The organism is Pseudomonas sp. RV120224-01b, from assembly GCF_003208145.1.
In the GTDB taxonomy this organism is placed as follows: domain Bacteria; phylum Pseudomonadota; class Gammaproteobacteria; order Pseudomonadales; family Pseudomonadaceae; genus Aquipseudomonas; species Aquipseudomonas monteilii.
In genome coordinates this window covers 176,811-197,241 of record NZ_QKMQ01000006.1, presented here as the reverse complement: position 1 = coordinate 197,241, position 20,431 = coordinate 176,811, and the positions used below count along the sequence as shown (strand labels likewise).

Sequence of the window (20,431 nt, the reverse complement as noted above, 5' to 3'; positions counted from 1 at the left end):
GGCCTGGAGAACGCACATGTCGCAATCGATTCGTGACAACCTCAAGCGCCTGCTGGCGCCCCGGCACCTGGCCTTCGTGGGCGGGCGCAGCATGGCGCGGGCGCTCAAGCGTTGCGCCGAAGGGGGCTTTGGTGGCGAGCTGTGGCTGGTCAACCCGCAGCACGAAAGCCTGGAGGGCATCCCTTGCGTAGCGCGGGTGGCCGACTTGCCCTATGCCCCGGACGCGGTGTTCATCGCCACCAACCGCGAGCTGACCTTGCAGTGTGTGGCCGAGTTGGCTGCACGCGGGGCCGGTGGCGCCATCTGCTACGCCTCGGGCTTTGCCGAGTGTGGCGAGGAGGGCCGCCAGTTGCAGCGGTGCCTGCTTGACGCTGCTGGCGACATGGCTTTGCTCGGCCCCAACTGCTACGGCCTGCTCGACTACCTGCACGGGGCCGCCCTGTGGCCGGTGGCCCATGGCGGCAAACAGGTGGAGAAGGGCGTGGCGATTCTCACCCAGAGCGGTAACTTCGCCTACAACCTGTCCATGAGCGACCGCTCGCTGCCGGTGGCCTACATGGCTTCGGTCGGTAACCAGGCGCAACTGGGTGTGGCCGAGTTGATGGACGTGCTGCTTGACGATCCACGGGTAACGGCGATCGGCCTGCATCTGGAAGGCCTGAAAAACGTGCCGGGCTTCGCGCGTGCCGCTCACAAAGCGCTGCAACAGGGCACGCCAATCATTGCCCTGAAAACGGGCGTGTCGCAGATCGGTGCTGAACTGGCGCTCAGCCACACCAGCTCGTTGTCCGGCTCCGATGCTTTGTACGACAGCCTGTTCCAGCGCTTGGGCGTGATCCGTGTCAGTGGCCCGGTCAGCTTTGTCGAAACGCTAAAGGCCGCCGCTTGCGGACGCTTGCCGGTCGACGGCGAGCTGATCGCGCTGGCCTGCTCAGGCGGCGATGCCGGCCTGATTGCCGACTATGCCGAACGCAACCAGTTGAACCTGCCCAAGCTGGAACAAGGGCAGGTGGCGCAATTGGCCGACGTGTTGCCGGCCTATGCCAACCTGGTCAACCCGCTGGATTTCACCACGGCCATCTGGGGCGATGAAGCCGCCCTGCAACGCATGCTCGACAGCACGCTGAGCGGCGCAGCCGATGCGGCCATGCTGGTGCTGGATTACCCGGCGGCATTTACCGGCGAACGCAAGGAGTGCGACCTGTTGCTGGGGCTGTACTGCGATGCGCTGGAACGCCACGGCAAGATTGGCTTCGTTACCTCGGCCTTCCCGGAGCTGCTACCCGCCAGCGCACGTGAGCGCCTCCATTCACATGGCATTGCTGCCTTGCAGGGTGTCGAGGACGGCTTGGCGGCCTGGGGCCGCATTGTCGCCTACCAGCGTAACCGCCAGCGGCTGCTGGAGCAGGGCGAGGCCGCACGCGTACCGTTGTGCCCACAGGCGCTCACGGGCGAAAACCGGTTGTTGGATGAATGGCAATCCAAGCAAGCGCTGCGCGCCTTTGGCTTGCCGGTGCCCGCGGGCGTACTCAGCACGCCCGAGCGTGCCGTGGCAGACGCCGCACGCGTGGGTTACCCGCTGGTGCTGAAGGCCGTCAGCGCGCAGTTGCCACACAAGACCGAAGCCGGTGCGGTGGCGCTGAACCTGCGCGATGCTGCTGCGCTGGAAGCCGCACTGGTGCAGATGCGCCAGCGCATCGCCGCCTACGCCCCGCACGTAGCATTCGACCAGGTACTGCTCGAACCCATGGCCGAGCCGCCGCTGGCCGAGCTGATCGTTGGCATCAAGCGTGAGCACGACTTCGCCCTGGCTCTGGTGATGGGTGCCGGAGGCGTGTTGGTCGAGCTGCTCAAAGACAGTGTCAGCCTGTTGTTGCCCACCACCGACAGCGCCATCCGTGCCGCACTGCTGAACCTGCGCAGCGCCAGCCTGCTGCAAGGCTTCCGTGGTCGCCCGGCTGCGGACCTCGACGCCCTGGTTGCAGCCATCCGCGCGGTGGCCGACTACGCCTGCGAAAACGCCGGGCACCTGCTGGAACTGGATGTGAACCCATTGATGGTGGGGGCCCGTGGCACCACTGCGGTCGACGCGTTGATCCGTCTCGGCCAGGCGCAAGGAGAACGACATGAGTAACCACAGCATGACTGCCGGTCAGGCGCTGGTACGGCTGTTGGCCAATTACGGCGTGGAGACCGTGTTCGGCATCCCCGGCGTGCATACCCTGGAGCTGTACCGTGGCCTGCCGGGCAGTGGCATCCGCCATGTGCTGACCCGCCACGAGCAGGGAGCCGGTTTCATGGCCGACGGCTACGCGCGGGTCAGTGGCAAGCCTGGAGTGTGCTTTGTCATCACCGGCCCGGGCGTGACCAACGCCGCCACCGCCATCGGCCAGGCCTATGCCGACTCCATCCCGATGCTGGTGATTTCCAGCGTCAACCACACCGCCAGCCTGGGCAAGGGTTGGGGCTGCCTGCACGAAACCCAGGACCAGCGCGCCATGACAGCGCCGATCACCGCGTTTTCCGCTGTGGCCCTGCGCGGCGAAGACCTGCCCGAGCTGATCGCCCGCGCCTGGGCCGTGTTCGACAGCGAACGGCCGCGCCCGGTACACATTTCGGTGCCGCTGGACGTGCTGGCCGCACCGGTAAGCCGCGACTGGAGCAACGAGGTGGTGCGCCGCCCCGGCCGTGGCCAGCCGTGCCGGGAAACCCTCGACCGGGCGGCCCTGAAGCTGGCGGCGGCCAAGCGGCCGATGATCATCGCCGGCGGGGGGGCGCTGCACGCTGCCGAGCCACTGGAGCAGTTGAGCACTCGCCTGGCGGCACCGGTGTTCACCAGCGTGGCCGGCAAGGGCCTGCTGCCACCGGACGCGCCTCTCAATGCCGGCTCTAGCCTGTGCCTGGAGCCCGGTTGGCAACTCATCAGCGAGGCCGATGTGGTGCTGGCCGTGGGCACCGAAATGGCCGACACCGATTTCTGGCGCGAGCGCCTGCCGATCACGGGTGAACTGCTGCGCGTGGACATCGACCCGCGCAAGTTCAACGACTTCTACCCCTGTGCCATGGCCCTGCACGGCGATGCCCGGCAAACCCTGTGCGGTTTGCTCGACCACCTGCCGGAGCTCGCCCGCGAACCGGCTCAGGCCCACGACGCCGTGGCCAACCTGCGCCAGGCCATCCGCAACGGGCATGCGCCATTGCAGGCCACGCACCAGGCCATTCTGGACCGCATTGCCGCCGTGCTGCCCGACGACGCGTTCATCAGCAGCGACATGACCCAGCTGGCCTACACTGGCAACTACGCTTTCGCCAGCCGGGCGCCACGCAGCTGGCTGCACCCCACCGGCTACGGCACCCTCGGCTACGGCCTGCCGGCCGGCATCGGCGGCATGCTCGCCACCGATCACCGCCCAGGCCTGGTGCTGGTGGGCGACGGCGGTTTTCTTTACACCGCCCAGGAACTGGCCACTGCGGTCGAAGAACTGGACCGCCCGTTGGTCGTGCTGCTGTGGAACAATGACGCCCTCGGTCAGATCCGTGACGACATGCTCGGCCTGGACATCGAACCGGTCGGCGTACTGCCACGCAACCCGGACTTCATCGGCCTGGCCCGCGCCTTTGGTTGCGCAGTGCGCCAGCCGCGAGACCTGGACGCGCTGCAGGCCGACCTGGCCATTGGCTTCGCCACACCTGGTGTGACCTTTATCGAACTCAAACATACCTGTGTGCGCTAAACCGCGCACAACACCCATAACAAGAGAAACCACCATGCCATTTCGCCGTACCCTTCTGGCCGCTTCCCTGGCCCTGCTGATCACTGGCCAGGCTCCGCTGTACGCTGCGCCGCCGCTGTCGATGGACAACGGCACCACCGCTTTGACCGTGCAAAACAGCAACGCCTGGGTCGAAATCAGCGCCAGCGCCCTGCAACACAACATCCGCACCTTGCAGGCCGAACTGGCCGGCAAGTCCAAGCTGTGTGCCGTGCTCAAGGCCGATGCCTATGGCCACGGTGTCGGCCTGGTGATGCCGTCGATCATTGCCCAGGGCGTGCCCTGTGTGGCGGTGGCCAGCAACGAGGAAGCCCGCGTGGTCCGCGCCAGTGGCTTTACCGGGCAACTGGTACGGGTGCGCCTGGCCAGCCTCAGCGAAGTGGAAGACGCCTTGCAGTACGACATGGAAGAACTGGTGGGCAGTGCCGAATTCGCCCGCCAGCTCGATGCCATCGCCGAGCGCCATGGCAAGCCGTTGCGCATCCACCTGGCGCTCAATTCCAGCGGCATGAGCCGCAACGGGGTGGAGATGAGCACCTGGTCCGGCCGTGGCGAAGCGCTGCAGATCACCGACCAGAAGCACCTCAAGCTGGTCGCGCTGATGACCCACTTTGCGGTGGAAGACAAGGACGATGTGCGCAAGGGCCTGGCAGCGTTCAACGAGCAGACCGACTGGCTGATCAAGCACGCCAAGCTCGACCGCAGCAAGCTTACCCTGCACGCCGCCAACTCGTTCGCTACGCTGGAGGTGCCGGAAGCGCGCCTGGACATGGTGCGCACCGGTGGCGCGCTGTTCGGTGACACCGTGCCGAGCCACACCGAGTACCAGCGTGCCATGCAGTTCAAGTCGCGTGTGGCTGCCGTGCACAGCTACCCGGCCGGCAACACCGTCGGCTACGACCGCACCTTTACCTTGGCTCGTGACTCTCGGCTGGCCAACATCACCGTCGGTTACTCCGACGGTTACCGCCGGGCGTTCACCAACAAGGGCCATGTGCTGATCAACGGCCACCGTGTGCCGGTAGTGGGCAAGGTGTCGATGAACACGCTGATGGTCGATGTCACCGACTTCCCGGATGTGAAAGGGGGCAACGAAGTGGTGCTGTTCGGCAAGCAGGCCGGGGGCGAGATCACCCAGGCCGAAATGGAAGACATCAACGGCGCGTTGCTCGCCGACCTGTACACCGTGTGGGGCAGTTCCAACCCGAAGATCCTCGTCGACTGAACCCGCCATTGAAGGGAGATTGCCATGCGCTACGCCACGCTCACCCAACGCATCGCCGGCGACGGGGCTGCGGCCTGGGACATCCACTACCGCGCCCTGGCGCTGCAGGCCGAGGGCAAGGACATCCTGTTGCTGTCGGTGGGGGACCCGGACTTCGACACCCCTGCGCCGATTGTCCAGGCGGCCATCGACAGCCTGCGAGCGGGCCACACCCATTACGCCGATGTGCGCGGCAAGCTGGCCTTGCGCCAGGCCATCGCCAACCGCCACCGGCAGCGCAGCGGCCAAGCCGTCAGTGCGGACCAGGTGACCGTGTTGGCGGGGGCTCAGTGCGCGCTGTACTGCGTGGCCCAGTGCGTGCTGGACCCGGGCGACGAGGTGATCGTTGCCGAGCCCATGTATGTCACGTACGAGGCCGTGTTCGGTGCTTGTGGTGCCAAGGTGATACCGGTGCCGGTCAAGCCGGAGAACGGTTTTCGCGTCTGCCCGCGAGACGTGGCCGAGCGCATCACGCCGCGCACCCGCGCGCTGGCCCTGAACAGCCCGCACAATCCCTCGGGTGCAAGCCTGCCCCGTGCGACCTGGGAAGCACTCGCCGAATTGTGCATCGCCCATGACCTGTGGCTGATCTCCGACGAGGTGTACAGCGAGTTGCTGTACGAAGGCGAACATGTCAGCCCAGCCAGCCTGCCGGGCATGGCTGAACGTACCGCCACCCTCAACAGCCTGTCGAAATCGCATGCCATGACCGGCTGGCGGATGGGCTGGGTGGTCGGCTCGAAGGAACTGGCCACGCACCTGGAAAACCTCGCCCTGTGCATGCTGTACGGTTCGCCGGACTTCATCCAGGACGCTGCGGTGGTGGCGCTGGAGCAGCAGCTACCAGAACTGGACGCCATGCGCGAGGCCTATCGCCAGCGCCGTGACCTGGTGTGCGAGCAACTGGCTGGCTGCCCGGGCCTCAAGGCGTTGAAGCCCGATGGAGGCATGTTCGTGATGGTCGATATCCGCGAAACCGGCCTCAGTGCCCAGGCCTTTGCCAACCGCCTGCTGGACAGCCAGGGCGTGTCGGTACTGGCCGGCGAAGCCTTTGGCCCCAGCGCCGCCGGGCATATTCGCCTGGGGCTGGTGCTGGACAACGAGGCGCTGGTCGATGCCTGCCAGCGCATCGCCCGCTGTGCCGGCGAGCTGATGCAAGGCTAAGCGACGGCGGCCAGACAACCTGTTTTGTGCAAGGAGAACACGAGTGAATGTACTGATCGTCCACGCTCACCCCGAGCCACAATCGTTTACCGCCGCACTGCGCGACCAGGCCGTGGAAACCTTCCGTGCCCAGGGCCACCAGGTGCAGGTCAGCGACTTGTACGCCATGGGCTGGAACCCGGTGGCCAGTGCCGAAGACTTTACCCAGCGTGAGAACCCGGAGTATCTGGTGTATGCCCTGGAGCAACGCCAGGGGGTCAAGCGCGGTGCCATTGCCGAGGACATCCAGCAGGAGCTGGACAAGCTGCTGTGGGCTGACCTGCTGGTGCTTAACTTCCCGATCTTCTGGTTCTCGGCGCCGGCCATGCTCAAGGGCTGGATCGACCGGGTGCTGGTGTCGGGGGTGTGCTATGGCGGCAAGCGCTTCTACGACCAGGGTGGTTTGGCGGGCAAGAAGGCGCTGGTGACCGTGACCCTGGGCGGGCGCGAGCACATGTTTGGCGAAGGGGCGATTCATGGGCCGCTGGAAGACATGTTGCGGCCGATTCTGCGGGGTACGCTGGCCTACGTGGGGTTCGAGGTGTTGCCGCCGTTCGTGGCCTGGCATGTGCCGTATATCAGCGATGAGGCGCGCCAGGGCTTCTTGCAGCAATACCGACAGCGGCTGGAGCAGCTCTCGGATGATCAGCCGCTGGTGTTCCCGCGGTTGGCGCAGTTCGATGAGGCTTTGTACCCGCTGACCTGACCTTTCTCCTGTACTGACCATAGGGGCCGCGTTGCGGCCCTTTCGCGACACAAGGCCGCTCCCACAAGGACAGCTCAGGCATCGAAGCTGACGGTAATCCTGTGGGAGCGGCCTTGTGTCGCGAAAGGGCTGCAAAGCAGCCCCAAAGATTCGGCAGGCTGTTGAGATCCACCTGCTAAAAAACGACCACCCACACATTCGGGGTATGTTCCCCCTCGGCAAATCCCCCGATAGTGAACCCATCGGCTCGATCCGGAGCATTCACACGATGGAGTTGCCATGCGCAAGGTACTGAAGGTGATGGGTGGTCTGCTGCTGGTGTCTGGCGCCAGCCTCGCCCTGGCGGCAGAGGTGGACAGCGGCAACACGCTACGGTTGTACAACTGGACCGACTACATCGGCGAAACCACCCTGGCCGACTTTGAGAAGGCCACCGGCATCAAGGTCATCTACGACACCTTCGACGGCTACGAAACGGTACAGACCAAACTGCTCACCGGCCGTTCCGGTTACGACCTGGTCATGCTCAACGCCTCCCTGGTACCCCCGCTGATCAGCGCCGGCGTGTTCCAGGCGCTGGACAAGCAGCAACTGCCCAGCTGGCACAACCTCGACCAGCAAGTCGTCAACAACCTGCAAGGCTATGACCCAGGCCTGAAGTACTCGGCACCCTACACCTGGGGCAGCTCGGGGGTCACCTACAACGTCGACAAGATCACCGCACGCATGCCCGATGCCCCCATCGGCTCGCTGGCCATGCTGTTCGACCCCAAGATCGTCTCGCGCTTCGCCGACTGTGGCGTCACCCTGATGGACGCGCCCACCGAGGTCATCCCGCTGGCCCTGCAATACCTGGGCAAGGACCCGCGCAGCGCATCTGCGGCCGACCTCAAGGCTGCCGAACAACTGCTGCTGAGCATCCGCCCCTACATTCGCAAGTTCGACTCGGTCAACTACCTCACCAGCCTGCCCAATGGCGATGTCTGCCTGGCACTGACCTGGTCTGGCGACTACGCCACCGCCCAGGCCCGTGCGGTGGAGGCGAAGAAGGACATCAAGCTGTCGTTCTTCATCCCCCAGGAAGGCTCGTTGATCTGGTTCGACAACCTGTACATCCCCAAGGATGCGCCGCACACGGCCAACGCCCACCGCTTCATCGAGTTTTTGCTGCAGCCGCAGACCATGGCCAAGGTCACCGACTACATCCACTACGCCAACAGCAACGCCGCCGCCACTGCGCTGGTGCGTGACGACATCCGCCAGGACCCGGCCATCTACCCCGATTCATCCACCCGCGAACGCCTGTTCGCGCAGAAAACCCAGAGCCCCAAGGACATGCGTGCCATTACCCGGGTCTGGAGCACGGTCAAGACCGGTTTCTGAACACTGCCCAACGATTCCCGCCAAGGAGCTGCCCATGGCCACCCCAAGCAAAGCATTCGCCATCGCCCACGACCCGCTGGTGGAAGCCGACAAGGCCCACTACATGCACGGCTACCATGTGTTCGACGAGCACCGCGAGCAAGGCGCACTGAACATCGTCGCCGGCGAGGGCGCGTACATTCGCGACACCCACGGCAACCGCTTCCTTGATGCTGTTGGCGGCATGTGGTGCACCAACATCGGCCTGGGCCGTGAGGAAATGGCCTTGGCCATCGCCGACCAGGTGCGCCAACTGGCCTATTCCAACCCGTTCTCCGACATGGCCAACGATGTGGCCATCGAGCTGTGCCAGAAACTTGCGCAGCTGGCCCCCGGCGACCTGAACCATGTGTTCCTCACCACCGGCGGCTCGACCGCTGTCGACACCGCCTACCGGCTGATCCAGTACTACCAGAACTGCCGCGGCAAGCTACACAAGAAGCACATCATTGCTCGCTACAACGCCTACCACGGCTCCACCACCCTGACCATGTCGATCGGCAACAAGGCCGCCGACCGGGTGCCGGAGTTCGATTATCACCATGACCTGATCCACCACGTCTCCAACCCCAACCCGTACCGTGCGCCGGACGACATGGACGAGGCCGAGTTCCTCGACTTCCTGGTGGCCGAGTTCGAGGACAAGATCCTCTCGCTGGGCGCCGACAACGTGGCGGCGTTCTTCGCCGAGCCAATCATGGGGTCGGGCGGGGTGATCATTCCGCCCCAAGGCTATTTCCAGCGCATGTGGCAGCTGTGCCAGACCTACGACATCTTGTTCGTCGCCGACGAGGTGGTGACCTCGTTCGGGCGCCTGGGTACCTTCTTCGCCAGCGAGGAACTGTTTGGCGTTACCCCCGACATCATCACCACCGCCAAGGGCCTGACCTCGGCCTACCTGCCGCTGGGCGCGTGCATTTTCTCCGAGCGCATCTGGCAGGTTATCGCCGAGCCGGGCAAGGGCCGTTGCTTCACCCATGGTTTCACGTACAGCGGTCACCCGGTGTGCTGCACGGCGGCGCTGAAGAACATCGAGATCATCGAGCGCGAGCAGTTGCTGGAGCACGTCAAGGACGTTGGCAGCTATCTGGAGCAACGCCTGCAAAGCCTGCGCGAGTTGCCGCTGGTGGGCGATGTGCGTTGCATGAAGCTGATGGCCTGCGTCGAGTTCGTGGCCGACAAGGCCAGCAAGGCGCTGTTCCCGGATGAGGTGAACATCGGCGAGCGTATCCACAGCAAGGCCCAGGCCAAGGGGCTGCTGGTACGCCCGATCATGCACCTGAACGTGATGTCGCCGCCGTTGATCATCACCCATGCGCAGGTGGATGAAATCGTCGAGACCCTGCGCCAGTGCATCATCGAAACCGCGCGCGAACTCACCGCGCTTGGCCTGTACCGGGGCCGATGAGCCTGGCGCAAAGGGCTGTGCGGGGGCGTGCCTGGCAGGCTAGACTGCCGGGCATGACCCAGGCCACCCCCGACACCCCGCTTACCCTCACCATGGGCGCGCTGCAGCAATGGCATGCGGCGTTGCAGCGCGCGCTGGCCAATAGCGAAACGCCTGAGGCGCTGGAGTATGTGGCCGCTGCCATCGGCCAGCTGGTGCAGGTGGAATCGATGATGATCAGCCTGGAGTGCCAGGGGCGGGCGCCGCAGCTGTTGTACCAGCAAGGCATCCCCGAACTGCACCGTGCCGCTGTGCTGGAACGCTACTTCAGCGCCGGCTACCTGCTTGACCCGTTCTGCCTGGCCGTGCAAGGCGGCCTGGCAGAAGGCTTTTACCACCTACAGGAAATCGCCCCCGACAACTTCCTCGACAGCGACTACTACAAGGCTTATTACCTGGCCACCGGTTGCAGCGAAGACAGCTACTACATCGTCGACCTCAGCGCGGGTCGCAAGCTGTCATTGAGCCTGTTCCAAGGTTGCAGCGGTACGCCCCTGAGTGCCGGGCAGGTCGACCTGCTGCGGGCGCTGGAGCCGATGGTGCGCGAACTGCTGGGGCGCTATGCCCGGCATAACCTGGAGCCTGGCACCGCATCGGTTGAGCGCGGCGGCTTGCAGGCGGCGTTCGACAGCTTTGGCTGCCAGGTGCTGACCGACCGCGAGCGCGAGGTGGCACACATGATTCTGCGCGGACACTCGGTAAAATCCACCGCGCTGGAGCTGGGTATCTCGCCTGAGACGGTGCGCATGCACCGCAAGAACCTGTACCTGAAGCTGGAGATCAACTCCCAGTCCGAGTTGTTTGCACGGTTTATCGACTGGTTGCGTCAGGGGAGTGCGGTGGTGGTCGCTTGATGCTTTTCTGTTAGCTTTTTTCGTCAGAAACTGCCTTTTGTTAAAGTTTTCGCAACGCCGTTAGTCAATTCGTGCGTACCCGGTTAGCGTTTTCGCGTAAATTCTTTTAATTGGTAGTGTTTTCGTACCGAAGGTAAAGGATTCAGCAATGCAGGTAGGCTTCAAGGCGTTGGCCGATCGGTATGGCATCACGATGGTGCAGCCGCTTCGCGTCGAATCGATGATCGGGACGACCCGGGTGAGCCGTGACAGCGACGGGCTCATTGTGAATCAGTACCCGCCAAGCTATCGGCCATCCGACAGCTTTGCAGGCCATTTCGAATTCGGTCTTAAGTACGAGGAAATTCACCTCGAATTCTTTGCGCGCTTGTTCGCAGCCGTGGGGCCTGAGCCGATCGAGGCCTGGTGCAGGCAATCCCCCTTTGGCCAGTTTGCCCGGCGTACCGGTTTTTTCTACGAATGGCTCACCGCAACCCGTCTGGATATACCGGATATTGGCAATGGTGCTTACTGCGATGCTGTTGCCAGCCAAAAGTACTTGGTACGTACCCTGCCATTGCGTGTGCGTCGCTGGCGGGTAAATGACAACCTGCCTGGCACGCCTGGCTTTTGCCCGATGTTGCGCCGTACTGAGGAGATTCAAAACGCGTTGGCATTCGACCTGACGGCTGCGCTGGGTGAACTCGACCAGGCATTTGGTGCCGACATTCTGATGCGCAGTGCGAGTTGGTTGACCTTCAAGGAGTCGCGCGCCAGCTTTCTGATCGAAAAAGAAGCCGACCAAGCTGACAGAATCCAACGGTTTGCACATGTCATTGCCAGGTACTGTGGCATTGTCGAAGAGCCGTTGAGCGAGCGAACACTGCACAAATTACAGGCCGGGATATTGGGGCACGAAGCGCTTGGCCTAGGGTTGCGGCAGTCCCCTGTTTTTGTTGGGCAAGCGACCATGCGCGAAGATATCGTGCACTACATTGCGCCCCATTACACGCAGGTCGCGGAGCTGATTGAGGGGCTCAAGGCCTTCGAAGCTGCTACACGGGGTGCTGAATCATTAGCCAGAGCTGCAGTTTTGGCATTCGGCTTCGTGTACATCCACCCAATGCGTGATGGCAACGGTCGGATTCATCGGTTTCTCATCAACGACACCTTGATTCGTGACAAGGCCATGCCGGCTGGGGTCATCCTGCCGGTGTCTGCCACGATCACCAGCTCAATCGCATTTCGTGTGGGCTACGACCAAGTGCTGGATGTTTTTTCCAGGCCGTTCATGCAGCGCTATGGGGCGTCGTACCGTTTCGGCAAAACCACTACATACGCTGACGGCACGTCGAGCAACTTCATGTTCGATGAGTACGATGATGCAGCCGTAGCCTGGCGATACCCGGACTTGACCGCACACGTGCTGTATACCGCTCAGGTCGTTGCGCAAACCGTGCGCAAGGAAATGGCCGATGAAGCGCGGGTGCTGGTGGTATTCCGGCGTGCACAGGAGCGCCTGAAGGACGTGCTGGAAATGCCCGATCAGGATGCCAATCGCATCATCCGCTCGCTCAAGGAAAACGGCTGGCACGTGTCCGGTAAATTGAAAAAAGCTTATCCACAACTGGAGGATGCTGCGCGGGCCGAGCGCGTTGTGCAGGCTGTGCGCTCGGCTTTCGAAGGCGACCTATAGGGTGCTTAGCGGGAGGCCAGTCGAGCCTCCAGCGCGGCGATGTGCGCCTGCAGCCGTTCATGTTCCAGGCGCTCGGCGCTGATGTCTTCGAACACGCTGATCAGGTGCTCCGGCTCGCCATTGGCATGGCGCTGCAACGAGGTGCGGGCGCGCACCCAGATGTACGCGCCGTTCTTGTGGCGCACGCGTTTTTCTACCTCGTAACGCTCGGTTTCACCGGCCAGCATGCGTTGTAACAGCTGCAGGTTCTGCCCCAGGTCGTCAGCGTGGGTGATTTGCTGGAAGGTCATGCCGTAAAGCTCTTCGGCGCGGTAGCCCAGCAGCTCGCACAGGCTGTTGTTGACCCGCTGCCAGGTGCCGTCCGGGTCGATGTAGGCGAGGGCGCCCCAGGCCAGTTCGAAGATCGCCCGGAAGCGTTCCTCGCTTTGGCTCAGCGCCTGTTGGGCCACCTGGCGTTCGGTGTTGTCCATGCTGATGCCGACCATTTTCACCGAGCGCCCGGCGCTGTCGCGTACCACCGTGGCGCGGGAGGAAATCCAGCGTATTTCGCCATCGGGGCGGGTGATGCGGAAGTCGCACTCACAACCCGTGCCTTCGGCTACCGCCTCGGCGTACATCGCCTGCATGCGCTGCACGTCTTCGTCGGGCAGGTGCTTCCAGAAGTCTTCGTTGTGGTGCACCGGCCAGCCGTACACCTGCTCGACGTTAGGCGAGTAGGTGACTTCGTCGCTGATCAGGTTCCACTCCCAGGTGACGATGCGCGCGCCTTCCTGGGCCAGCTTCATGCGCGTTTCGCTTTCCATGATCTCGGCGGTCAGGCGCCGGCGCAGGTCGGTCATCGGCAGTTCGACCACCTGCGGTTGCTGGATGTTCTGCAGGGCTTCGTCGCCATAGCGTAGCCAGATCCAGTTGACCTTGAGAAAGTCGGCCAGCTTGCGCAGGTTGTCGTAGTCGATCTCGCCGCCACGGGTCCACTTGTGCACTGCGGTGCGCGAGATGCCCAAGGCCGTGCCCACGGCTTGCAGGGTCAGCTTGTGATGCTCAAGCAGTTCCTTGAGGCGGAAGGCAAAGCTGTTTTCCAACATCGGCAGGGTGTCCTGATCTGGGCCAAGAGCCTGCCAGTATACGCAAGCCGTCAACTTTTGGTTGACGGCCTTTGCAACGCTAACTTACAGATCCAGCACCAGCCGCGCCGTACGGGCGCGCGAGACGCACAGCATGATGCTCTGCTGGGCAGCCTTCTCCTCGTCGCTCAGGTACTGGTCATAATGCTCGGCCTCGCCCTCCAGAATGGCGGTCTCGCACGTACCGCACACGCCTTCGCGGCACAGGCACTCGACCTTGGCGGCCTTGGACTTTTCAATGGCCTGCAGAATGGTCATGCCTTCTTCCACCTGCAACTCCACGCCCGACTGCGCCAGCACCACGGTAAAGGCGCTGCCGGTGACGGGGGTGGCGGCAAACTGTTCCCAATGCACGCGGTGCTCGGCAATGCCGGCCTGGGCCGCGCAGGCGATGACCGCGTCGATCAGTGGTTTGGGGCCGCACACGTACAGGTGCGCTTGCTCGTCCAGCCCGGCGCACAAGGCGGCCAGGTCGAGCTTGCGGTCGAGGCTGTCGATGTAGAAACGGGTATTGGCCGCGTGCGGGCCACTGGCCAGTTGCTCCTGAAACGCGCCGTGTTCCGGTGCGCGGAAGGCATAGTGCAGCTCGTAGTCGGTGCTGCCGCCTTCCAGCTCATGCAGTTGCGCGAGGAACGGGGTAATGCCGATACCACCGGCAATCAGCACATGGCGGCCAGCTGAAGGGTCCAGGGCAAACAGGTTGTTGGGCGAAGAAATGGTCAGGCGGGTGCCGACTTCCACCTGCTGGTGCATGAACGCCGAGCCGCCCTTGGACTGCTCTTCCAGGCGCACGCCAATCTGGTAGCTGCGGGTGTCGCGCGGGTCGCTCATCAGCGAGTAGGCGTTGCTGAACTGGCTGCCGTCGGCGCCTTGCATCTGCACGATGACGTGGCTGCCACCGGTGAAGGCGGGCATCGCCGCGCCGTCTTCGCGGGCCAGGGTAAAGCGCTTGATCAGCGGCGTGGCGTGTTCCACGTCAGTTACGCGGACGCTGAACATTTCATAAGTGTTGGCCATGGTTCACCTCGACTGCCGGGGTGTGCGGCAGGCCCTGCCGCGCACCTTTACATGCACATTAACGTGGAGCGGTTGCCATCAATCGTCGAGGTGGGCCACGGCGATCAGGTTGTGGAAGTGGGCGATGCCGTGCTCGCTCATGCCGCTGCGCTCGCGGTCGGCCATGATGCGGCCCTGGCCACGGTAGCCACGCGATTTCAGGCCCTTTTGCACGCTTTCGACCAGGCGCAGGTCTTCTGGGCGGAACACTTCGCGGTACCAGTCGATCAGCTTCTGCTGCTCTTCAGTGATGTCCTTGTTGAGGAAGTAGATGTCGTAGTGCTGCAGGGTGGTTTCGGCATCGACCGGGAACTCGTAGATCACGGTCATGAAGTTGGCCCCTGGCGGCACGTTGAACATGGTGCATGGCCAGGCCCAGAAGCCGGCGAACGACGGGTCCTTCACATTTTCGTCGAACTTGAACGACTGCTCCGAAGGCTTGGCCAGGCCGTACTGCAGGGTCCAGTTGCCGTGCAGGCTGTGGCTGTACTGGCCAACGTCCACCGAGTCGGAGAAGCCTGGGTGCGCCGGGGCGCAGTGGTAGCATTCCAGGTAGTTGTCGACGATCGACTTCCAGTTGGCCGGGGTGTCGCTGACGAAACGCGCCGCCAGGTGCAGGTCGTCGATTACCGCGCAGGCCTCACGCATACGGGCTTGCATACCTGGCAGCTGGTCTTCGACGGAGCCGGCGTCCATGTCCATGTTGATGAAGATGAACCCGGCGTATTCTTCTACGCGCAGCTGCACCAGGGTGGAATTTTCCTTGTCGAAGTTGACCACGTTGTCGCAGTTGCGGGCGTGGGCCAGCTCGCCGTCGAGCTTGAAGGTCCAGGCGTGGTACGGGCAGGTGATGACGTTCTTGGCCTTGCCGCTGCCGCTGAGCAGCTGGTGGCCACGGTGCGGGCAGACGTTGTAGAACGCACGCAGCACGCTGTCACGGCCGCGCACGACAATGATGCTTTCGCCAATCACTTCGCGGGTGATGTAGGCATTGTTGTCTGCCACTTCGCTGCGGTGGCCCACGCAGATCCAGCTGCGGGCGAAGATGGCTTCTTTCTCGTGCTCGAACACGGCGGCCTGGGTGTAGAAGTTGGCCGGGATGGTGAAGGCCTCGTCGGCATTCGCGCAGAAATCGGCGGGCAGGCGTTTGAAGTCGTTCATGACAGGTATCTCACAAGCTCGGTTTATAGTTGTTGGTTAACGCGTATCTGTTGGTTAACAGATCAGGCAAAAAAATTTGCAGTCTTGCAAAGGGGCTGTGGTGCAGCCCCGATGATTCAATCAATGCACGGCAGCGGCGCTGCGTGGGGCATGCTCGGCGGGTTCCTCTCCGGCCATGCGTGCAGCTTCTTCCTCGATGACGTGGGCCGATACCTGGCCGTAGTCAGCGATCATCCACTTGAAGAAGCCGTAGATCTTCACCAGCAGAATCACCATGAACGGGATCGCGGTCAGCACCACGGCCGTCTTCATGGTCGACAGCGAGGCCTTGGCGAACAGCATGGCCAGCGGCACCAGGGTCAGCACCACGCACCAGAACAGGCGGTGGGTTGGCGTCGGGTCATCGCCTTCACGCAGGTTGCGGGTGCTGGTGGCGGCCACCGCGTAGGCTGCGGCATCCATGTGCGAAGCACAGAAGATGGCCATGATGAACAGGTACACACCGAGGAACACCTGGCCCCACGGCAACGCCAGCAACAAGTGCGTCACGGCCGATTCGCCGCCTTGTTCAGCGAGCATCTTCGGTACATCCACCGCGCCGGTGATGAACTGGTGCATGCTGTAGCTTTCCAGCGCGCCGAAGAAGAACCAGCAACCGAAGCTGCCACCCAGCAGCAGGGCCAGCACCACTTCCTTGATTTGCCGGCCACGCGAAACGCGGGTCACGAACATGGCCACGCCTGGTGCGTACGACACCCACCACAGCCAGTAGAACACCGTCCAGTTGCGGGTGAAGGCGCCGTCGCCGGCCGGGTCGGTGAACAGGCTCATGTGCACGTAGTTCTGGATCATCAGGCCAATCGAGTTGGCGGTGTTGTTGATGGTGAACTGGGTCGGGCCGACCAGCAGGATCACGGCAGCAAATACCAGGGCGCCGATGCACACCATCTTGCTCAGGCGCTGCAGGCCGCCATCGATACCGATGTACGAGCTGAGCGAGAACATCACCGCCACGCCACCGATCACCATCAGTTGCACGGTGAAGGTGTCCGGGGTGCCGGTCAGGTCATGCAGGCCACGGGTGAGGGTGGAAGCGGTCAGGGCCAGCGACACGGTCAGTGCGCCCATCATGGTCAGCAGGAAGATCAGGTCGACGCTGCGGCCCACCGGGCCGGTGGCCTTGAAGCCGGTCACCGCTTCGACGATCGAGGCCAGGTTCAGGCCGCTCTTCTTGCGAACATGGAAGTGATAAGCCATGGCCAGCGAAGCCAGGGCGTAGATCGACCAGGCGCTGATACCCCAGTGGAAGAACGAGTAGCCGACGCTGTATTCCAGCGCCTTCGGGGTGGCGGCGGCGATGTTCAGGCCCGGGGTCTGGTAGTAGTAGGCCCACTCCATCACACCCCAGTAGAGGGTCGACGACCCCATGCCGGCGCAGATGAACATGAACACCCAGGTGGCGGTGGCATATTCCGGCTTGCCACTGCCCAGGCGGATGTTGCCGTACTTGCTGAAGGCCAGGTACAGCACGGCCAGGGTACTGGCGAACACCAGCACCTGCACGCTGGTACCGAAGGTGCGGGTGGACAGTTCGAACAACTGGTTGGCGGCGCTTTCAGCCTGGGCGGGGAAGGCTGCAAGGCCAATCACGGTGAGCAGTACGGCAATCAGGCTCACGGTAATCAGGAACACATCAATCTTTTTATTCTTGTGCGACATCATCGTCTCCTGGACGTTGGCGTACTTGTTATACCCGGCAGGCATCCGGGGTGTTGCGGTGCTGCTCCTTCCTTGGTTGTTAACCTTTAGTTGACTAGAATCTAACGGTTAACAGATTTTGCATACAATCCACGCCGCTCGCAAGAGGCAAGGGGCCGATTGTCAGACAGTTCTGACAATCGGCCCCTGTGCATCAGGCTTCGACCAGTGCAGTGATGGCCTGGCCCACCTGCTGGGTGGTCTGCTGCCCGCCCATGTCGCGGGTCACCTCGCCGGCGGCGATGACCTGCTCGATGGCCTTGAGGATGTCGTCGTGGGCGGCGCGGTAACGTGGATCGGCGCCGTCGTTGCCGAGGAAGTCCAGCATCAGTGCGCCCGACCAGATCATCGCGATCGGGTTGGCGATGTTCTTGCCGTAGATGTCTGGTGCCGAGCCGTGTACCGGTTCGAACAGCGACGGGAACTTGCGCTCGGGGTTGAGGTTGGCGGACGGTGCGATGCCGATGGTGCCAGCGCAGGCCGGGCCGAGGTCGGACAGGATGTCGCCAAACAGGTTCGAGGCTACAACCACGTCGAAGCGGTCGGGCTGCAGCACGAAGCGGGCGCAGAGGATATCAATGTGCTGCTTGTCCCAGCTGATTTCCGGATAATTGGCAGCCATGGCTGCGGTGCGCTCGTCCCAGTACGGCATGCTCACGGCCATGCCGTTGGACTTGGTGGCCGAGGTGACGTGCTTGCGTTCGCGGGTCTGGGCCACGTCGAAGGCATACTTGAGGATGCGGTCGACACCGCGGCGGGTGAACACCGACTCCTGCAGCACGAACTCGTTCTCGGTGCCTTCGAACATGCGGCCACCCAGGGAGGAGTATTCGCCTTCGGTGTTTTCGCGGATGACCACGAAGTCGATGTCACCTGGCTCACGGCCAGCCAGCGGGCACGGCACGCCCGGGAACAGGCGCACCGGGCGAATGTTCACGTACTGGTCGAAATCGCGGCGGAACTTGAGCAGCGAACCCCACAGCGAGATGTGGTCCGGCACCTTGTCTGGCCAGCCCACGGCACCGAAGTACAGGGCGTCGAAGTCCTTGAGCTGTTCGAACCAGTCGTCCGGCATCATCTTGCCGTGGGCCAGGTAGTAATCGCAGCTGGCCCACTCGAAGAACTCGAAGCTGATATCCAGGCCGTGCTTGCGCGCAGCGGCCTCGACCACGCGAATGCCTTCTGGCAGTACTTCGTTGCCGATGCCGTCGCCAGGGATTGCCGCGATTCTGAAGGTCTTGCTCATGGGGTGCACTCGTTGTCTAGGGAACAGGTGCTGGCCATGCTATAAGGGCTTGCTTCGGAGATAATCTGGCCAATCATGGATTCTTGGAACACACTACGTGAATAATCTGCCCAGCCTCGACGACCTCAACATTTTCCTGCAGGTGGCCAAACGTGCCAGCTTCGCGGCCGTGGCCGACGAGTTGGGTATGTCGGCGGCGTACATCAGCAAACGCATTCGCATGCTCGAACAAACCCTGGAGGTGCGGCTGCTACACCGCACCACACGGCGGGTGACGGTGAGCGAGGAGGGCGAGCGGGTGTATCAGTGGGCGTTGCAGATTTTCGATGCCGTGCAGCGCATGGGCGATGACATCAGCGCCCAGCACCGCGAGCCGGCCGGCCAGCTGCGCATTGCCAGCAGCCTGGGGCTGGGCCGGCGCTTCGTGGCGCCGGCCTTGTCGGAGCTGGCCGAACGCTACCCGCGACTGGACATTCGCCTGGACGTGCACGACCGCCTGGTGGACCTGATTGCGGAGGGCGTGGACCTGGACATCCGCGTGGGTAATGCCATTGCCCCCAACCTGATTGCCAAGCCGCTGGCGCGTAACCGCCGGGTGCTGTGCGCCGCGCCGGCCTACCTGGCGCGGCGCGGTACGCCCAAGGTGCTGGGCGACCTGGCCAGCCATGATTGCCTGGTAATCAAGGAGCGTGATCACCCGTTTGGTGTGTGGCAACTGATGGGGCCTAACGGCGAAGAAAGCGTGCGGGTGACCGGCGGCCTGTCGACCAACCATGGCGAAGTGGCGCACCAGTGGTGCCTGGATGGGCGCGGGATATTGCTGCGTTCGTGGTGGGATGTGCACGACAGCCTGCAGGACGGGCGCCTGGTGCAGGTGCTGGAGGACTATCACCAGCCGGCGGATATCTGGGCGGTGTATACCTCGCCGCTGGCCAGTTCGGCCAAGGTGCGGGTGGCGGTGGACTTTTTTCGGCAGTACTTTGCCGAGCGTTACAGCTTGCCGGGGTAGGCCGCTGCCTTTGATTTTTTGTGGGAGCGGCCTTGTGTCGCGAAAGGGCTGCGCAGCAGCCCCGGGATTTCAGCAGAGGTGCAGAGTTTGCTGGGGCTGCTTTGCAGCCCTTTCGCGACACAAGGCCGCTCCCACAAAAGTCAAAAGCATATCGTGTAAGCCTTCATGCCACCGGTATCCGGGAAACCGCCTTCACTTCCCTTAACGCCAAACTCGACTGGATCGAGGCAATCCCCGGCTGCCTGCGCAACACCTCTTCCACAAACCGCCCATAACTCTCTAGATCAGTCGCCAAAACCGTCAGCACATAATCGGCTTCACCCGTCACCTTGTGGCACGACAACACCTGCGGCAGCTTCAGAATCACCTGCTCGAACTCATCCGGCGCTTCGGCCGAGTGGTTACCAAAACGCACCTGGGCAAACGCCATCACGTCGTAGCCCAGCTTCCGGCGGTCAAGGTTGGCCTGGTAGTCCTTGATGATGCCCAGCTCTTCCAGGCGTTTGCGTCGGCGCCAGCAAGGCGTCACGGTCATCGACAGGCGCTCGCCCAGCGCAGCACTCGACAGGGTGCCGTCTTCCTGTAAAAGACGCAGCAGCTCGCGGTCGGTGTCGTCCAGTTGTTCAATGGCAAAAGCTTTGCTCATAACAGGCTGACTCTGTGAATACTTTGCTCAATCATCGGGTGCGAATGAGCATAAAGCAAAGCATTTTCAGCGTGCTCTCGCGAAAAT

16 protein-coding genes are annotated in these 20,431 nt (G+C 63.0%); 10 read left to right on the top strand and 6 right to left on the bottom strand.

What is annotated here, in order from left to right; translation table 11 throughout:
• The first annotated feature begins 16 nt into the window (after positions 1–16).
• The 9 genes from N436_RS12310 (at position 17) to N436_RS12270 (ending at position 12,344) form a co-directional block, all read left to right on the top strand.
• The gene (locus N436_RS12310) at positions 17–2,134 is read left to right on the top strand and encodes an acetate--CoA ligase family protein (RefSeq protein ID WP_110741148.1); all 2,118 of its coding nucleotides are present in this window, start codon (positions 17–19) and stop codon (positions 2,132–2,134) included.
• A complete protein-coding gene (locus N436_RS12305; protein WP_110741147.1) occupies positions 2,127–3,734 on the top strand; it encodes a 5-guanidino-2-oxopentanoate decarboxylase in 1,608 nt (535 codons plus the stop codon). Before N436_RS12310 ends, N436_RS12305 begins: the two co-directional genes overlap by 8 nt.
• 34 nt (positions 3,735–3,768) lie before the next feature.
• Positions 3,769–4,998, top strand: coding sequence for an alanine racemase (gene alr / locus N436_RS12300; RefSeq protein WP_110741146.1), 1,230 nt, complete (start codon positions 3,769–3,771; stop codon positions 4,996–4,998).
• A 24-nt stretch (positions 4,999–5,022) separates the two neighbouring features.
• A complete protein-coding gene (locus N436_RS12295; RefSeq protein WP_110741145.1) occupies positions 5,023–6,201 on the top strand; it encodes a pyridoxal phosphate-dependent aminotransferase in 1,179 nt (392 codons plus the stop codon).
• Between the two features lie 43 nt (positions 6,202–6,244).
• Complete coding sequence (locus N436_RS12290) at positions 6,245–6,946, top strand: NAD(P)H-dependent oxidoreductase (RefSeq protein WP_105948529.1); 702 nt, start codon at positions 6,245–6,247, stop codon at positions 6,944–6,946.
• A gap of 279 nt (positions 6,947–7,225) precedes the next feature.
• Positions 7,226–8,329 carry a polyamine ABC transporter substrate-binding protein gene (locus N436_RS12285; protein WP_110741144.1) on the top strand — a complete coding sequence of 368 codons (1,104 nt, stop codon included), beginning with the start codon at positions 7,226–7,228 and terminating at the stop codon, positions 8,327–8,329.
• Positions 8,330–8,363: 34 nt separating this feature from the next.
• On the top strand, positions 8,364–9,776 hold the full coding sequence (locus N436_RS12280; protein WP_110741143.1) for an aminotransferase: 1,413 nt from the start codon (positions 8,364–8,366) through the stop codon (positions 9,774–9,776).
• 53 nt (positions 9,777–9,829) lie between these two features.
• Positions 9,830–10,669, top strand: coding sequence for a helix-turn-helix transcriptional regulator (locus N436_RS12275; RefSeq protein ID WP_177410313.1), 840 nt, complete (start codon positions 9,830–9,832; stop codon positions 10,667–10,669).
• Between the two features lie 148 nt (positions 10,670–10,817).
• Positions 10,818–12,344: a Fic family protein gene (locus tag N436_RS12270; RefSeq protein ID WP_105948533.1), complete on the top strand. Its 1,527-nt coding sequence runs from the start codon at positions 10,818–10,820 to the stop codon at positions 12,342–12,344.
• A 5-nt stretch (positions 12,345–12,349) separates the two neighbouring features.
• Here the strand turns inward: N436_RS12270 and N436_RS12265 are convergent, their stop codons facing one another.
• The 5 genes from N436_RS12265 to N436_RS12245 form a co-directional block, all read right to left on the bottom strand.
• Positions 12,350–13,429, bottom strand: a complete 1,080-nt coding sequence (locus tag N436_RS12265; protein ID WP_110741142.1) for a helix-turn-helix transcriptional regulator — start codon at positions 13,427–13,429, stop codon at positions 12,350–12,352.
• An 84-nt stretch (positions 13,430–13,513) separates the two neighbouring features.
• Positions 13,514–14,485: a PDR/VanB family oxidoreductase gene (locus N436_RS12260; protein ID WP_110741141.1), complete on the bottom strand. Its 972-nt coding sequence runs from the start codon at positions 14,483–14,485 to the stop codon at positions 13,514–13,516.
• Between the two features lie 78 nt (positions 14,486–14,563).
• Complete coding sequence (locus N436_RS12255) at positions 14,564–15,685, bottom strand: aromatic ring-hydroxylating dioxygenase subunit alpha (protein ID WP_105948536.1); 1,122 nt, start codon at positions 15,683–15,685, stop codon at positions 14,564–14,566.
• Between the two features lie 120 nt (positions 15,686–15,805).
• Positions 15,806–17,404, bottom strand: coding sequence for a BCCT family transporter (locus tag N436_RS12250; RefSeq protein WP_060497138.1), 1,599 nt, complete (start codon positions 17,402–17,404; stop codon positions 15,806–15,808).
• A 193-nt stretch (positions 17,405–17,597) separates the two neighbouring features.
• Positions 17,598–18,689, bottom strand: a complete 1,092-nt coding sequence (locus N436_RS12245) for a tartrate dehydrogenase (RefSeq protein WP_110741140.1) — start codon at positions 18,687–18,689, stop codon at positions 17,598–17,600.
• Positions 18,690–18,786: 97 nt separating this feature from the next.
• Here N436_RS12245 and N436_RS12240 point away from each other — a divergent pair, with 97 nt between their 5' ends.
• Entirely contained in the window at positions 18,787–19,698 is a 912-nt protein-coding gene (locus N436_RS12240; RefSeq protein ID WP_105948539.1) for a LysR substrate-binding domain-containing protein, read from the top strand.
• Positions 19,699–19,861: 163 nt separating this feature from the next.
• Here the strand turns inward: N436_RS12240 and N436_RS12230 are convergent, their stop codons facing one another.
• The gene (locus N436_RS12230; protein ID WP_105948541.1) at positions 19,862–20,344 is read right to left on the bottom strand and encodes an Lrp/AsnC family transcriptional regulator; all 483 of its coding nucleotides are present in this window, start codon (positions 20,342–20,344) and stop codon (positions 19,862–19,864) included.
• Between the last annotated feature and the right edge of the window lie 87 nt (positions 20,345–20,431).